General features: G+C 47.0%; 12 protein-coding genes. All 12 read left to right on the top strand.

What is annotated here, in order from left to right:
- The first annotated feature begins 20 nt into the window (after positions 1-20).
- Entirely contained in the window at positions 21-1,058 is a 1,038-nt protein-coding gene (locus tag Q1B11_RS09910; protein WP_299731498.1) for a LysM peptidoglycan-binding domain-containing protein, read from the top strand.
- Between the two features lie 95 nt (positions 1,059-1,153).
- Entirely contained in the window at positions 1,154-2,290 is a 1,137-nt protein-coding gene (gene dprA, locus Q1B11_RS09905; RefSeq protein WP_299731495.1) for a DNA-processing protein DprA, read from the top strand.
- Between the two features lie 84 nt (positions 2,291-2,374).
- Positions 2,375-2,929 (top strand): L-threonylcarbamoyladenylate synthase, encoded by a 555-nt coding sequence (locus tag Q1B11_RS09900; RefSeq protein ID WP_299731492.1) that lies wholly within the window; start codon positions 2,375-2,377, stop codon positions 2,927-2,929.
- Positions 2,930-2,957: 28 nt separating this feature from the next.
- Positions 2,958-3,875: an oxygen-dependent coproporphyrinogen oxidase gene (hemF, locus tag Q1B11_RS09895; RefSeq protein ID WP_299731489.1), complete on the top strand. Its 918-nt coding sequence runs from the start codon at positions 2,958-2,960 to the stop codon at positions 3,873-3,875.
- A gap of 3 nt (positions 3,876-3,878) precedes the next feature.
- Complete coding sequence (gene aroE, locus Q1B11_RS09890) at positions 3,879-4,706, top strand: shikimate dehydrogenase (RefSeq protein WP_299731486.1); 828 nt, start codon at positions 3,879-3,881, stop codon at positions 4,704-4,706.
- Between the two features lie 25 nt (positions 4,707-4,731).
- Positions 4,732-4,860, top strand: a complete 129-nt coding sequence (locus Q1B11_RS09885; RefSeq protein WP_299731483.1) for a hypothetical protein — start codon at positions 4,732-4,734, stop codon at positions 4,858-4,860.
- A gap of 83 nt (positions 4,861-4,943) precedes the next feature.
- Entirely contained in the window at positions 4,944-5,315 is a 372-nt protein-coding gene (locus tag Q1B11_RS09880) for a YiiX/YebB-like N1pC/P60 family cysteine hydrolase (RefSeq protein ID WP_299731480.1), read from the top strand.
- A 115-nt stretch (positions 5,316-5,430) separates the two neighbouring features.
- Complete coding sequence (locus tag Q1B11_RS09875) at positions 5,431-7,281, top strand: hypothetical protein (protein ID WP_299731477.1); 1,851 nt, start codon at positions 5,431-5,433, stop codon at positions 7,279-7,281.
- A 69-nt stretch (positions 7,282-7,350) separates the two neighbouring features.
- Entirely contained in the window at positions 7,351-13,413 is a 6,063-nt protein-coding gene (locus Q1B11_RS09870; protein ID WP_299731475.1) for a transglutaminase domain-containing protein, read from the top strand.
- A 436-nt stretch (positions 13,414-13,849) separates the two neighbouring features.
- The gene (gene rsmG / locus Q1B11_RS09865) at positions 13,850-14,524 is read left to right on the top strand and encodes a 16S rRNA (guanine(527)-N(7))-methyltransferase RsmG (protein WP_299731472.1); all 675 of its coding nucleotides are present in this window, start codon (positions 13,850-13,852) and stop codon (positions 14,522-14,524) included.
- A gap of 15 nt (positions 14,525-14,539) precedes the next feature.
- The gene (locus tag Q1B11_RS09860; RefSeq protein ID WP_067516014.1) at positions 14,540-15,349 is read left to right on the top strand and encodes a ParA family protein; all 810 of its coding nucleotides are present in this window, start codon (positions 14,540-14,542) and stop codon (positions 15,347-15,349) included.
- A 3-nt stretch (positions 15,350-15,352) separates the two neighbouring features.
- A complete protein-coding gene (locus tag Q1B11_RS09855) occupies positions 15,353-16,249 on the top strand; it encodes a ParB/RepB/Spo0J family partition protein (RefSeq protein WP_299731465.1) in 897 nt (298 codons plus the stop codon).
- Positions 16,250-16,858 lie beyond the last annotated feature (609 nt).

The raw sequence follows: 16,858 nt of genomic DNA, 5'->3' as shown, positions 1-16,858 counted from the left end.
ATTCAAGGGATCGGATCACAATGAAACGTATTGTTCTGGCAGGTGTCCTGCTGGTCATGTCTACACTGGGTATGGCAAGTGGCCCCATAAAAGACGATTCCCCCACCAAGTACACGGTAGCATCAGGCGATACCCTGTGGGATATATCAACAACGTTCCTGGAAAGCCCATGGTTATGGCCTGAGATTTGGCATGCCAATCCGCAAATTCAGAACCCTCACCTGATATTCCCCGGGGATGTGATCAGCCTGGTTTATGTTGACGGTAAGCCTCGTTTGATGATTTCAAGCCGTGGCGATACCGGACGAACCATCAAGCTTAGTCCAAAGGTGCGAGTGTTGCCCGGTGAGTCTGCCATTCCAGCGATTCCTCTCGGTGCTATCAAGAGCTATTTGAAAGGTGGCTATGTATTTGCCAGTGAAGAAGAGTTTGAACAGTCACCTTATGTATTTTACGGCGAAGATTCTAAGACGACTGCCGCCACGGGTGACAAAGTGTATGCCAGAGGTGACTTTACTGCGGATAACGTCTCACGATTCAGTGCTGTCCGCCGTGGCGATATGATCGAAGATCCGCAAACCGGAGAGTTGCTGGGTATTGTTGGTCTTGATATCGGCACTGCCAACTTGCATCAGGTTCAAGGTGACGTAGCCTCTATCATCATTCAAAGCAGCAAGCTGGAGATGCGCAATGGTGATCGTCTGGTTGATCAGGAATCCAGTGGCCTGGTGACGACCTTCTTTCCAAAATCCCCTGAAGTACCAGTTGAAGCCACGGTGACTGCTAACCTGAACGGTTCAAAGAAGATCTCCAAGCATGACACGATCATCATCAACAAAGGTGGACGTGAACAGCTGGAGCAAGGTGATGTATTCGCCATTTACCGCCCGGATGAAAAAGTGTTGGATCCGTTCTCTGGCGAGAAAGTGTCTTTACCGCTGGAACGGGTGGGTTATGTCATGGTTTATCGCCCTTTTGAAAAAATGAGCTATGGTATTGTGCTGATGGCAGAAGAGGATCTTGAAGTTGGCTATATCCTCAAAAGCCCACAGCCATAATCTGAAACCATAGATTCGGTTTTCGGGCAGGATGCCCCCGGGAAGTGTGGCTTTCACTAACAAATAAAAGCCACACTGACCCGAAAGAGAAATCGATGATATCAGTTCAAACGCTTCCACAATCGAGCCAGAAAAACTGGCCACAGATTCTTCCCTGGCTAAAGCTCTCCCTTATTCCCGGCCTTGGGCCAATAAAAGTCTCCAAGCTGATCGAACAATTTGGTCATCCTGAGAAGATATTCTCCGCGACGGAAGCTCATCTATGCTCCGTGATTTCCAGAAAATTGGCTCACTCTATTCTGCAGGCTGATATAAAAAAACAGCTGAAACACACTGAAGCATGGCTGCATTCCAGTGAGGCGCACTCAATACTGACGCCGGAGTCAGTCGGTTACCCTGAAGCGCTAAAGGAACTTCCGGATCCACCGGTTGTGCTTTATGTCATCGGAAACTGCAGTTTGTTGCGCGAGCCACAACTGGGGGTTGTTGGCAGTCGACGGCCTACACCAAATGGCCGCAGAGTTGCCCAGGAATTCAGTGAGCAAATAGCAAGAAGCGGATTGGTGATCACCAGTGGCATGGCAATGGGAATTGATGCCGCTGCGCATCAAGGTGCGCTCAGTTCTTACGGTGGTACTGTCGCTGTTCTGGGCACAGGCGTTGATCAGGTCTACCCGGCACGGCACCGAGATATTTATCAGGCCATTGCCGTTCAAGGCGCGTTAGTGAGCGAATACCCTTTAGGCACCAAACCTTTTGCCGGTAACTTTCCCCGACGCAATAGAATCCTTTCCGGCCTGTCGCTGGGCGTTCTGGTGGTGGAAGCTGCGATGGAAAGTGGCTCTTTGATCTCGGCAAGAATGGCGGCCGAACAAGGGCGGGAAGTGTTTGCTGTTCCCGGATCTGTCCTTAACCCGTTGAGTAAAGGGTGTCATAAGTTGATACGGGAAGGCGCTGTGCTGGTGGAACATCCGGATGATATCTTGATGGAGCTGGCGCCTCAGCTGCGTGGGGCAATCCGTGAGTTTGATCATGTTGCTTCGAACCATCATCAGGAAACCGACCCACTCCGGTTAAAAATTATAGAAGCCATGGGCTTTGACGTGGTCAGTGTGGATCAAATCTGTGCGGTTTCCGGAATCCCCTATACGGAGCTTTCCGTGCTTCTCACCGAAATGGAGCTGGATGGTGTGATTGAATCCACGCCCGGCGGTTTTATTCGACTGGGTTAGCCATCTCTGTTTCTCAAAAGCGTCTCTTGTTAGACTTGCAGCATTAAATAACCGGGTTATTTTAGAGTTGTGGAAGGTTGTTGGATGATGGATGTTAATCAGGCTGCTGAAGTGGTGCAAAGCGGGGGCGTCATTGCTTATCCTACCGAAGCGGTTTGGGGGTTGGGTTGTGACCCGTGGAACCGTGAAGTGGTCTACCGAATTCTCGAACTAAAGCAACGACCTGTTGAAAAAGGAGTGATCCTTATTGGCAGTTCTCTGGAACAGTTTACACCGTTGCTAAACCCACTCTCGCCTGAAGAAAAATCCCGACTCAATGAAACATGGCCCGGCCCTTATACTTGGTTAATACCCGACCCAGGCGGATGGACGCCAGAGTGGATTCGAGGCCAGTTTGATACTGTGGCTGTTCGAGTCAGCGCCCATCCGGTCGTCAAATCTTTATGTGATGCGACCGGAATGCCCATTGTTTCCACCTCTGCCAACCTTGCTGGTAACAACCCGTTACTGACACAGGCAGAAGTAGAAGCTGAGTTTGGCCATTTATTGCAAGGCATCGTAACCGGCGAAACCGGCGATCAGAAAACCCCCTCGACTATACAGGATCTGCGCACCGGCAAGCTGGTGCGAGCAGGTTGAAATCAATAATGATAAGGCGTGTCCCAAGATGTCTGAACCTTCTGTAGATCTTGTAAAGCAATACCTGATGGGGCTGCAAAACCAAATATGTACGGCGCTCGAAGCGGAAGAAACTAATGGTGCCTTTCGTGAAGACGAATGGAGCTATCATGGCGGCGGTGGCGGAAAAGCCAGAGTACTGGAAGGCGGCGAAGTCTTCGAGAAAGCCGGCGTTAACTTCTCCTATGTCAAAGGTGAAAACCTGCCCGCGAGTTCTACTGCTCATCGACCACAACTGGCTGGGCGTAGCTTTGAGGCTATGGGGGTTTCATTGGTAATCCATCCAACCAACCCTTTTGTGCCAACCTCTCACGCCAACGTGAGAATGCTGATCGCCCACAAAGAAGGCGAAGCACCCATCTGGTGGTTTGGTGGTGGCTACGATCTAACGCCTTATTATGGCTTTGAGGAAGATTGCCAGCATTGGCACAAAACAGCACTGAAAGCCTGCGAACCATTTGGTGAAGCGGTGTATCCCAAGTATAAAAAGTGGTGTGATGATTATTTCTTTTTGAAGCACCGCAACGAACCAAGAGGCATTGGCGGTCTATTCTTTGATGACCTGAACGAATGGCCTTTTGATGATTGTTTTGGTTTTATGCAAGCGATTGGCAGCAGTTTTGTTGATGCTTACTTACCCATTGTTCAGCGCCGTAAAGAGCTACCTTATACTGAGAAACACAAACACTTTCAGGAATACCGTCGTGGTCGCTATGTAGAATTCAATCTGGTGCATGATCGGGGCACATTGTTTGGCTTGCAGTCCGGTGGCCGAACTGAGTCTATACTGATGTCGCTGCCTCCCCATGTGCGTTGGGAGTACAATTGGAGTCCGGAGTCCGGCTCAGAAGAGGCACGATTGTACGAAGAATTCTTAAAACCAAAAGATTGGATAAAAGAGGAATAAATCATGGCCGGCCCAGTAGACAGTTATGCCGTTATGGGTAACCCGATTGCCCACAGTAAATCACCAGTCATTCATACACTGTTTGCTGACCAGACCAATCAGAATCTTCGTTATACCGCCATGCTTGTTGAAATAAATGGCTTTCGGGAAGCGGTGGAGGCGTTCTTTGAAAATGGTGATCTCGGCTTAAGTGTTACTGTGCCCTTTAAAGAAGAAGCCTGGCAGCTGGCAGTAAAGAAAACCTCCCGTGCGGAAAAGGCGGGCGCTGTTAATACGCTTTGGCAAGATGAAAATGGCCACATTAATGGTGACAATACCGATGGTCTGGGGCTGGTGGCAGACCTGAAAAACAATAATGATATTGAGATTAAAAATGCCCGGGTGCTGGTGCTCGGTGCAGGTGGTGCTGTTCGAGGAATCCTTGAACCTTTGCTGTCTGAGCAACCTTCAGAAATTGTTATTGCTAACCGCACGTTAAGTAAGGCTGAAACCCTTGTTGAACTTTTTCCCGGTTCGCCATTGTCTGCTAGCAGTTTTGGAGAGATGGAAGGCTACTTTGACTTAATCATTAACGGTACTTCCGCCAGCCTGCAAGGCGACTTACCGCCAATACCTGCCCATGTCATCACGCCATCCACCTGTTGCTATGACATGATGTATGGCGCTGAAGAAACCGTATTCAATCGCTGGTGTCGTGAGCAAGGTGCCGGTAAAACCATTGATGGTTTGGGGATGCTGGTTGAGCAAGCCGCAGAGCAATTTGCTATCTGGCGAGGTGTTCGCCCGGCAACGAATCTTATGTTGGATTTGCTTCGAGCGGATCTGAGTTAATATTCGATAGAGCGATGGTGAGGATATGGACAAACAACAACCAGCCCCCATTATTTCTGAAGACCTATTGCCGGGGGATCTGTTATTCCAGTTCCGCTCCGGTGGTGAAGCTGAATGGGCAATAAGCCGTATTTTTGCTGGTCGCGATGGCTAAGTACCCAACCATATGAAATCATATTTTCTGACTTGTTGATCAGACCCTCTGACTGCGTTGCAACTCTGGTCACATAGCTCGCTATGCTCCCGCCGTTGCGCCTTGCAGAGAACCTGATCAACAAGCCAGAAATATTCGATTCCATATGGCCGGGTACTTATGCCATTAATCATGTTGCTATTTATGATGGTGATAATGCAGTGATTGAGGCAGTAATGCCTCATGTGAAAAAAACGACACTAACTGAGTTTCTTGATAACTCAGTTAAAGATAATCATGGCAGGCCTTGTGTATTAGTTTGCCGTGTTTTGCCAGATCATTCCGAACTGATTGCATCTGTTTTGGAGTATGCAGAGCAACAGCTTGAGTTGCCTTATAATTCGCATTATCAAGCAGAGCCAGCCACTCCCGATGAATCAAAGGCTGTATCTTGTGCTTTTTTACGGCACCAGTAATTTCTTATTTTGATTTATCTGACTTCTCATTTTCTAATAAAACTGTTGTTTTTAAAGCAGAATCAGGAATGGCCGAACTTATCTTGAAGTTCTCTACGAGAGAAATAAGTTCAAAATGCCTAATCTTTTTGAGAGATATAACCACTTCCGAAATGAATACCGAGAAGTAATCTCTGGTGATGATTACTCTCTGGCAGAGAAGGCAGTTATTGGGTTTCGACTTGCGTTTGGCTATAAAGTCAATGAAGCAAGTATTGAACGTAAGGTTGAAAGCGACTCTTCACACCCTCTCCAGCAGGGTGAACAGTCCATTTATGACAAATATTCCGGGAAGATTACGCATCATCATTCAGAGTTGAGCGCAGATGAAGCGTTTAAAGAACATTCACTTTCGGCCACTAAGGTCAGCCAAAGTCCTGGCAGCTATTTCTTTACTAATAATGACCTGTCGAAGCAGCAGGTTATTGACCAGCAATACCAAAAGTTACCTCCTGAGTCCGTTATTTGTATTCGATCACCAGAAGATCTTGAGACATCAGATCTGATGCAGACGGTTTGGCTGGAAAATAGCCAGCTGAAAAACGCTCAGGGTCGGATATATCAAGACAAACCGCTAACCCTTATTTTTGATCTGACTGCCATGACGCCCGGTGATATCGCCGAGTTCAATGATATTATGCAGGCTAACCCAACCTGTAATGGGTTACCTCTGGGTGACAGCATTCATCGATTATTTCTTGTCAATGATGACATGCTGAAGGGGCGACAGGCCGCCAACCCTGATTTGTGGCGGCGGCTTGGTCAAATGAAAGAGGTGAGCGATACCGTTGCTGAACCGTCTTCATCTTGCTCAGATGACGATTTGCTGGATCAACTGGAACAGCTGGGGCATGGTGAAAGTGGTTACTCTACAGTCATCGACTTTGCGGCAGAACCCGATTGGCAACATGCGCTGTTTGGCGGTATTACTCTGGACGCACGGGGGCAATTGTATTTCTCATCAGGTAAATTGGCTAACCTTACAGCGAGTACACATCTGACCCTGCAAAATGCACCATGGGAAGATAAGGCTTTTAAGTCAACGATTACGGATGCTTTGCGCGCGGGAGGATTTTATGTCGATCGACAATGGGTTTCTTTACCTGAGGGTTTGACACTGAGTCGGGAAGCCGTTTCCGACGAACAGCTTGGCCAGCTTAAAAAGTCTGCCATTGAAAAAGCCGAGCTGTTCTCGGTAGAAAAAACGTCAGTATGTTTGAATTCGGCGACGGTTAAATCGCTGAAACATTCTGTCAAAGTGGAAGGTACTTCAGTTGTTCAAGCGAGCGCTTTATCCGACCTGCTGGGGGGGGCTGGGCAGTTGGTGGTGACCTCTGTTCTCAGCAAAGAAGACTGGCTATGGCTATTCGGTCAGTTGGAAGCATTGCCTGAGTCGACTCGTCCAGCCCTTTTTAATGACATTCCACCGACTCAACTGACGACTGAGTCCAGTCATTGCCAGGTAATAGACCGCAGTGAGTTGACAGCAGATTCGAATTCAGACCAGGCATTCCATTATTCATTCACCATCAGCGATTCACTGGAATCCCTGCAACAGGTGAAATTAATCAGTAAACAGGATTTCACGTTTTCCGTAATAACCAGCCCGTTAATGGACTGCCTGCTCGAGGGAACCCCGCCGGTAGTGCTTGACGGGCTGGAAAGAAAGCCTGAGCTTGCAGCCATGCTGGAAACACTGTTGTTGCCAGACCCCTATTTGTTCCTTCATGGCCAAAAAATCCCATTGCCCAAAGCAAGGGTGACGTTGGTTAAACCTGAAGATGGTCTTGAAACCGGCTCTCGATTGTTTAATCAGGTGTTTTTATCCAATGCGTCCGTTGCAGCAAAGTCAGGCAATCCGTTCTATCGTTTACTTCAGGAGCTTCCCAGCTCTCTGCAGCGCCGATATCCATCCCGTCCACCCTAGACACCAGCCTCGTTTCAGGAGCAACTTGATAAAAAGTCGGAGGAAGAGCGTAAGCTGGATGGCGATGCGGTGGTTAAGCCTGCCCATCAGCGAAGGGCTCTGAATAGCTTGCTGGCCAAGGCTTATCGGGGGGATGACAAAGTTTACAGCTTTATCAAAGCCAAGGCAGCACAGTACTTTCCGGATCAACCAGCGGAACTGCGAGCAGATCATGCAGCCCTGCGACAGTGGTTTGCAGCCAACCCAAAACCGACGGTTGAGACCGTAAAAGACAGCTTCTGGCTATTGGCCCGCCATTGTCCTTCCCATGTTCATGAGGCGATCAATGAATTGCACACCATTGATGATAATGCGATCAAGCAATTGGCCACTGTTTTGATTGGCGTGGCACCCATCTCACAGCAGCAAGAGCTGGCAAAGCAGTTTAAGGTCAGTTTCAGGAAGGTTGTCGGGCAGTCATTTTATGATGGTAATGTGGTTTCTAATATTCGGGATCTGTTGATTGCCAATCGTCATCAATTAGTACCGGGTACCGTCATCAACGACGCTGTTACGTTATTGGAACGCCAGGTATCAGTCATTCTGAAAGCGTCAATGCCTGATGCTGAAAAACGACTTGAGCTGAGTAAGACGTTTGGTGCCTTTTTTTCAGATGGGCAATTACCTGATGGTTATCAGGATCTGCCTGATGCATTGATGACAGGACAGCGCCACAGTAAGGCCCGTCAGGAAAGGCGTATAGCACAGCTGGCTCGACGGATAGACGAGCATCCCATCGTATTTCTACAGGGCGAGGCGGGTGCGGGAAAAACCTTCATGGCAAAAGCCATTGCCTGCCGGGCCGGTTATCCAGACTGTCAGGTATTACAGTTAAGCCCAAACCGAACGTCGGATGAGATCTTTGGTGGGCAGCGAGTTATCAAACAAGGTAACGACCGCAGTACAGAGTTTCAGGAAGGCCCCATTCTGAAATGGGCAATGTCGGAAAACCCGCCGTTATTATTACTGGATGAAGCCAATCTGGCTCCGGATGGACTGTTATCGCCACTGGCAGGGCTCACTGGCCAACCTCCGGTGATTGACTACCAGGGGCGTCAATACTCACTGACCGAACGACATCATATTGTTTTGACCGGCAACCCTGATCACTACGAAGGTCGGCATCTGGATGATGTTTTGAAAACCAAGGTTCCAACACTGTTCTACCACCCGCTGTCGGAGGCGGTGCTGGCCGAATCGATCATACGTCCGGGATTACCAGCGAACTGGAGTGAAGCGCAGAAGCAGCAGGCCAGCGAACGACTGCTTACCCTGTTTAATCAGTTCAGGGAGCTGGTGCCGGGTGATTTGATGACACCCAGAGATATAAAAGATACGCTGGCTTCTGTTCGTCAGTTACTTCGTTACCAGCAAGGACCGGTGATACTGGATGCACAAGATATCTCTGAAGAACAAATCAATGCACTGATCCATAAAGCCTTTATGGATAGCCTCAGTGGTGCCGTGACTGGCTCACAGCATCAGCAACTGGAGGCGTTGAATCACTGGTATCAGGGGCAGTTCCCTGAAGATACCGCCATTCTTAATGGCGTGAACAGGGCGTTTTCAGCGTTCATGGAGAAACTTCAGAAGAACAACCCTGAAGGAGACTTTGGCACAGAACCTGTACGTAAGTTGGTTTATAACTATTGGCAGAGCCTGGAAAAAGACGATGATGGTCGTATTTCTGTTCTGGTAGAAGGCCCGGCAGGCTGGGGTAAAGATTTTATTCTGGACCGAACTATTCAGCAGTGGCAACAGGAGCAGTCAGCGAACCGCCCAATGGTGCATATCAATGCCAATCTCCATCAATGGCCCAAGCTGGTTGAGAAGGTTCGTGAGGCTATGACTCGAGGCCACATTCTGGCAATCAGCGAACTTAACCTGATACCCAGTCACTATCTGGAAGGATTGTTTAATGATGTTCTGACGGGCTATGCCGCACCGGGGTTTCGATTATTCGGAACGATAAACCCCGGTTCTTTTGATGGTCGTGAATCCCTGAGCCCGGCTTTGAAGAGTCGCTGTACCCAGATTAAGCTGGAACAATTATCCAGATCAGACCTTGAAGGTTTGATCTCCAGACAAAAAGAGGTGCCAGAAGGTTTATCGGAATGGCTGGCAGATCGCTTTTATCAATTGTCATTAGCCTTAAGGGAGCAGGGAAGCCCTATTCAACCGGCACTGGATGATTTATTCGGCTGTACCCGTTACCTTGCTGCTCAACCTGCCAACCAATGGCAGGATGGCTTTATTGAGCATCTTTCCCTGGCAAACCGGTCACTGGAGAGCCCCCTTAATGTTGATGAAAATTTACGTTCTACCCTGGATCAACAGCAGAAAACAGAGCAGTGGCGCCTTACCCAGGAACGCCTTGTTAATCAGGCAGAGAGCCTGAAAGAACCCATTACCGTGAAGTTTGGTAATGAGGTTAAGCTTCGTAAGAATTACATGATGGTGACCCGTGAAGTGACCGGAGAGAGTATTTACCCGCAATTTTTAGCGCAATACTTTAGCAGCGATGAAAAAGAGAAGGGAGCCAGAAAGAACCCATTGAATACCAAAGCGTCATCGGTCGTTGGTGAAAAGGAGGCGAATCCTCACAGGAATGCTCAGGCCACCATTTATTTTCAAGGACGGAGTTTTAAGCCTGATCAATACCGGCTCGGACTTTCAGCGATTCGGTACAACGACGGACAGTTAATGCAATATCCCATTTCATGGGAGTATGGAGGCTTGCAAGATATTTCACCTGAGCTCAGCCAGCTGATATGGCGAGAAGATTTATACAATGAGGAAGTGCCCGGGCAAATCTCATTAACCCTCAGTAATCAGTGGCATCCATTGCCATCACTGTCGGCCATGGATTCCTTGCAGGCGATTCAGGTGACACCGGAGACCGATATTGACGTCAAGCGCAGTGATAAGACCGGGCAGCTGATGATTGCACTGGCTGATAGGAATGGAGCTCCGGTAAATGCAGTGGTTGATTTTATTGTCGCACCGGACGCGGACTATTTTAGTCAGCTTGATGATAATATCCCGGTTGAATTACAGAGCGGTCTAGGGTCTTCGACAATCAATCAGTTCCTGGAAAAAAACGTTGTGAATCCTATTAATGGTGAAATGGCGTTTAAGGAGTTAAATGATATTCATAATATTTCCAATATCCCGAAGCGCTTAGAAGCCCTGAGGCGTTGGCTGGACTCATTCTCTGAAACAAAAAAGAGAGTATCAGAGAATGGCGAAGACTTGTTATCACGGGTGCTTGGTACGAAACAGGGTTCTGGTTCAGATAAGCTGGTGGTTTTCCATTTGTTATGCGATTTCTGGGGTATTCCATCCCGCATTGTTGATAACGAGAGAAATGGCTTTGTTGAGGTGAGTCCTGATTTTGGGGAAAAGTGGCACTATTACCCGGTAGAAAGGTCGCACTACTTTTCAAAGGATATTCAGCCTGAGTGGCCAGAGTACCAGAAAACCAAAGGGTCCTTAACAAGCAACCCAGCCAGTAAACAGGCAGAACGCGATAAGCCAGCATTTAAAACCCCCGTTGTGCGACCTCCAAAGTCATCATCTACAGGCAGTAATCATGTTCGTAAATCGCCTTGGTCAGCTAAGCCTGCGGCGAATAATTTAATGACAAGCCTACTCCCTCAAACGCTTTCTTTCGGTGATATAACAGGAACAAGCAACTTTGAGGTGGATCGTTATTTTCCAGAGTATCCTTATGATGCACGACAATACAGACTTACATTATCCGAAACGATTCTGGATGCAGATGGACAATTGAGGTCGTACCCAGTCACCTGGGTGGATAGTGAGGTGGAAGCATTCCCTTCTGTAACAGAACTTCCCTGGCGGGCAGACCTGAAGGTAGATGAACTGCCTGGTAAAATTGCGTTGAATCTAACCGGTGACTGGCAACCACTGCCTTCGCTGACGCCAGTGGATGATCTACGAGGTATACGGACCAAGCCGGATGTAATCATTGAGCTTGGCCGAAGCGGGTCAACTGGCCAATTACTGATTCGCTCATTAGCCAGTGAAACTATGGATGCCATTGTTGACTTCATTGTTGCTCCCCAGCAGGTCTATTACGAGCAATTAGAGCCTAATGACTCTATTGCTTTACAGGATGATCTTTGTTCGCCGGCGTTAAAAGCGTTGTTTGATGAACACATCTTCAGCCAGAATGATGATGTAGAGGCATTTGATCAACTACGTTGGATTAATAATGTTGACGATACTTCTGAACGATTACAGACGCTTATGGAGTGGCTTGATAGCTTTTCTGATAATGCCAATGTGTCGGGTAATGGTAGTGAATTGTTATTGAATATCCTTCGAGAAAAGCAGGGTGTTTGCCGTCATAAAGCCATGGTATTTCAAATGCTATGTCATTACTGGGGGGTACCGGCACGAACCGTTAGTAATACCTCCCATGCTTTTGTTGAGATAAGTTCTGATGGTGGTCAATCCTGGCACCAGTATCAAGTGGGCGGAGGAGGCAATTCGGAGTCTGTTGTCACAGAGCCAGATTGGACGGATTACAATAACTCTGGTTTTTCAGAGCTGGCAGCGCCAAATGAGCGCAAAAAGAGAAACTACGATCCTTTCGGTCAAGGTCTGGACAGAGGATCAGAAACGACGGGAACAGAAGTATCTTCAAGCAGTAACAACAAGAGTGAAGCTGATTCTGAAGTCTATGACCACCCATCTGGAAAAAATAGTGTTCAACCATCGTCAAAGTCACTCAAAAAGGACTTTGAAAAGTTTTACTCCAATATTGATTGGAGCGATAGTTTATACAAACATATTGACCGTTTTAAAAAAGAACTTGAACAAGATACTGTTGATCCGGGGCTGTTGGCAGAGCTGAAAATAAGGATGCAAGCTGAATTAAACCGAATGGATGAGGGAGATCCCACAGCTTACTTAAGGAGTCAATGGGCAGAATTATTGTCATTTCCGGCTTATCGATATATTCATGGGGATAATGAGTGGGTGTCGATTATTAAACGAGCGCTGCTGCATTCACCACTAGTTGTAGAAAAATATACTTATTCCTCAGTTATCAAAGGCAAAATCCAATATCATTTTTTCAGAGCTGAGAAACAGGATTATTTAGAAAGCTATATGGAACCAACGCAGTTTGATCACGTAAACCTTGATTTGGAACCATCATCTTTACAAGATAGCTATATCGATTGGTTTTTAGGTTTGTGCGAAGAGAATATTCAGTTGAGCCAGATATTTGCCAGTGATTTTCAGAAATTGTCAGGAACCCCCGATTTTGTAGCTTATAAAGAACGTGTTAATCGTCTGCTGGATAAAATGCCCTATCCGTCATTTGATAGAATCAAACCTCTGGATGTGATAACTGAGAAAGAAGCATTGCTGACTTCCTTTGCGTCAACGTTGCCCCGAAGTCAGTATCTAAGTGCAAAAATAGGCAGCAATCGCATTGACCGTAAATACACTCATGCCCCCGAAAGCAATTCCCGGTTGGCGCCAGAGCGATTGGCCAAAGGGTTGCCAGCGTTTGTCAATGAATCGGTTCATAAATCATATAAACCCGTCGTATTTGATATGTGTCATATTGATCACCGTCAAATGACGAGGTTGGGTGAAAAACTGCCTTCCGATATTCATTATGATTTTCAAAAAAAAGGTCGTGATAAATGCTATCGAGCCTACATTGAAGGTCTTTATAGGGCTGATGGCCATAGCATCAAAGTAACCAATTACCCTGATTTTACTGAAAGAGGTGATTGGTATGAATCATTTAACCTTGATTTGTTCATCACCTGGCTTTGTCAGACACAAAAAGATTGTAGAAATACTACTTGGCGTTGGTTGTTTAATAGCTATCAAGGCTGCATCGAACAGGATAATGGTATAAAACTGCCCTACGGTATTCTTGATATTGAGCATACAGATACCGTTAAACCTTTTGATGTGATGAAGTATTCTAAACAACAGATTCGAGATAATTTTCAGGAACCGTCTGCTGTAGTATTAAACAATCATGATATTCTGATGATGTATGAGGAGTTTGTTCAGGTGATGAAAGCTGCGGTGGTTGAATAGCTGTTAACGGCTGATAATACCAATTCTGTTTTTAAATTATGGGCTGCGCAGCCATTTTGACCGACTGGATCAGCGTTGAAGTTCCTCACCATAGCTACCACCCACAGGGCGTAAAGGCTATGACTCGTCGCTTCGCCTTTATGCCCTCGGGTATTGCCCAGTCGTCCAAAATAACTTGCTCGTTCCAAAATTTAAAAACGCCATTGGTATAAGTTGGTCTATAAACTGTCACCACAAAGTGTAGAAGGCCTTTATAAAATACAGCACGATTAAAGACATCATGCCCGAAACATTCGGGAGCTGGTGTAATAACTATCGTTAAGTACTGAAAAATGCCATAAAATAAAGTACTTGCTTTTATCACTGCATATACTGACTTCTAACCGTCTGCCCCGCAGACAGCAAACTACCCATTTGAAACCTGCATAAGGGCAACATGAGTACTGACACCTTCCCGCTTCTTGATCATCCACTTAGCATTCAGCTACGAAACGATATCTGCAAAGGTGCAACATCCTTTGGTATCGATTTGACTGAAGCGAAAGCAGATCTACTGACAGACTATGTTTTGCTGCTGGATAAGTGGAACAAAGCCTACAACCTGACGGCCATTCGTGATCCAAAAGAGATGGTGTTCCGGCATATTCTCGATAGTCTGAGCATTGTTCCACATATTGTGGGTGATTATATTCTGGATGTTGGCTCCGGCCCCGGCTTGCCGGGAATTGTGCTTGCCATCCTCTATCCAGAGAAAAAATTCACGACATTGGACAGCAACGGCAAGAAAACCCGATTCATGCAACAGGCGAAAAATGACCTGAAGCTGGATAACCTGACAGTCGCCAACTGTCGTGTAGAAAACTTTGAAGCACCACAGCCTTTTGATGCAATAACCTCGCGGGCATTCAGCTCATTAGTTAATATGGTGGACGGCACGAAACACTTATTATCAGCTTCAGGTGTTTATCTGGCCATGAAAGGGCTATATCCTGAAGAAGAGTTGAAAGAACTGATGGATCGTCACGAAATTGAACTAGTCGGCTGCGAGCCCCTGAATGTACCGGGCACAGAAGGCGATCGTCATCTGGTCATCCTGACTAATCGTCATTAAATGGTATTAACGGCTGTGGCTAAAATTCTAGCGGTAACCAATCAGAAAGGTGGTGTTGGCAAAACCACATCCTGCGTTAATCTCTCGGCATCGCTTGCTGCCAATAAGCAGCGGGTATTGCTGGTGGATATGGATCCCCAGGGTAATGCCACCATGGGCAGTGGTATTGATAAACACGATCAGGAATGGTCGGTCTATCATGTGCTGACTGGGCGCTGTGATATCACACAGGCGATCACACCATCCGCTGATGCAGGTTACGATGTGCTGGGTGCCAACGCTGACCTGACCGCCGCAGAAGTTGAGTTGATGACGCTTGATCATAAAGAATCGCGACTGAAAGATGCTCTACACCGTGTAGCGAGTCAGTACGATTTTATTATGATCGACTGTCCACCTTCTCTGAATATGTTAACCATCAATGCCATGGTCGCTGCCCGTGGGGTGATCATCCCCATGCAGTGTGAATACTATGCGTTGGAAGGCTTGACTGCCCTGATGGAAACCATTGCCGGTATCAGGGAGACCATTAATCCAGACTTGCATATCGAAGGTCTGCTACGAACCATGTATGACCCACGAATGTCGCTGACCAACGAAGTATCGAGACAACTCGTCAGCCACTTTGGTGAACAGGTCTATCGAACCGTCATTCCTCGGAATATCCGACTGGCGGAAGCACCAAGCCATGGAAAGCCAGTATTGGCATACGACAGAAACTCCCGTGGAGCTGTCGCCTATCTGGCACTGGCCGGTGAACTGGTTCGTAAGCACGACATTAAAAACCTTCATGCCAAGTCTGAAAGGAAAACAGGAACACATTAACAGATGGCAAAACAACGTCTCGGTACTAACTTGAATGCATTGCTCGGTAGCGCAAAGTTGCCAGCATCATTATCTAATGACTTATCTGGTCCGTCACAATTCCAGGACAAAGAGTCGTTAGATGGCGTAATGAAAGAACTCCCGGTTGAATTCCTTATTCGAGGAAAGTACCAGCCTCGCCGAGACATGCACTCCGATGCTCTTGAAGAGTTGTCAGAAAGCATTAAAGAGCAGGGCATTATGCAGCCCATTGTGGTGCGCCCGGTTGGTCATAATCGATATGAAATTATTGCCGGAGAGCGCCGTTGGAGAGCCGCGCAACTGGCTGGCTTGTCAGAAGTACCTGCCTTAATTCGTGATGTGCCTGATGAAGCGGCCATAGCCATGTCGCTTATCGAAAACATTCAGCGTGAAGATCTTAATCCTATAGAGGAAGCCATCGCGCTTTCCAGGCTTCAGAAAGAGTTTGAGCTTACCCAGCAAGAAGTGGCTCAGGCGGTTGGAAAGTCCAGAGCTGCGGTAGCCAACATTCTACGTCTCATGTCGTTGAATACCGAAGTTAAGAAAATGCTGGAGTATGGTGACCTGGAAATGGGGCATGCCCGTGCTCTGTTGCCGTTAGGAGAAATGGATCAGCTGGAAATAGCCAGGATAGTTGCCGCTAAAGGATTATCTGTTCGACAGACTGAATCCCTGGTTCGCAGAATTCAGCAGGAAAAGGAGAAAGGCAGTAAAGTTGTTAAACGACTGGATCCTAATATCAAACAGTTGGAAGACGAACTGTCTGAAAAGGTGGGTGCCCGTGTTGCTATTCAGTGCAATGCGAAAGGCAAAGGGAAGTTGGTGATCTCCTATAACACCCTTGATGAACTTGATGGTGTTCTTGAGCATATCCAATAACCACATCTCTTCCTTTATATAGCTTTCATTAATGGTGATGGAGGCTATATTTCGTTCTCCATCGAATTAGCTGCTATTTATAAGTGCATTTACGTAATATCCCTTCTGCTTATTGATTAAAGTCAAAAAAACTCTATCATACACATCTCTTCCACGGACGATCTTCAACGAGAAGCCTAACGACAGAAGATGATTTTTCATCTCTGGCAGGAAGAGTGATTTGAAAACGGTTGCTTGAATCAAACGATGAAAACAACCGATTGACAAATCAACGAGGTGCGGTAATATGCGCCTCCGCTGACACGGTCTGAACGACAACGTCAGCGAGTTGGAAAGCATCTGAAAACGATCGCTTGACAACGAAAGCCGCTTCGGTATGATAGCGGCCTCGCTGATCGGCACCATCGCCGGTTGGAGATCAGATAAGACGCGCTTCGGTACGCACTGATCAGGTTCTTTAACAAGATATCAGACAATTCGTGTGGGCGCTTGTGTGATTGCATCGGTTAAGAAAGCTTCTCTTTGTACTTGTTATAAAGAGTCTCTTTCAAAAACTTTGAATGCTTGATCAATCAAGTGAACACTCGTTAATTCAGCTGTCTTCACAGA

Source organism: uncultured Endozoicomonas sp., from assembly GCF_947495845.1.
Taxonomy (GTDB): Bacteria; Pseudomonadota; Gammaproteobacteria; order Pseudomonadales; family Endozoicomonadaceae; genus Endozoicomonas.
Note: the sequence above shows the minus strand (reverse complement) of the source record. Positions and strands in the feature narration are given on the sequence as shown.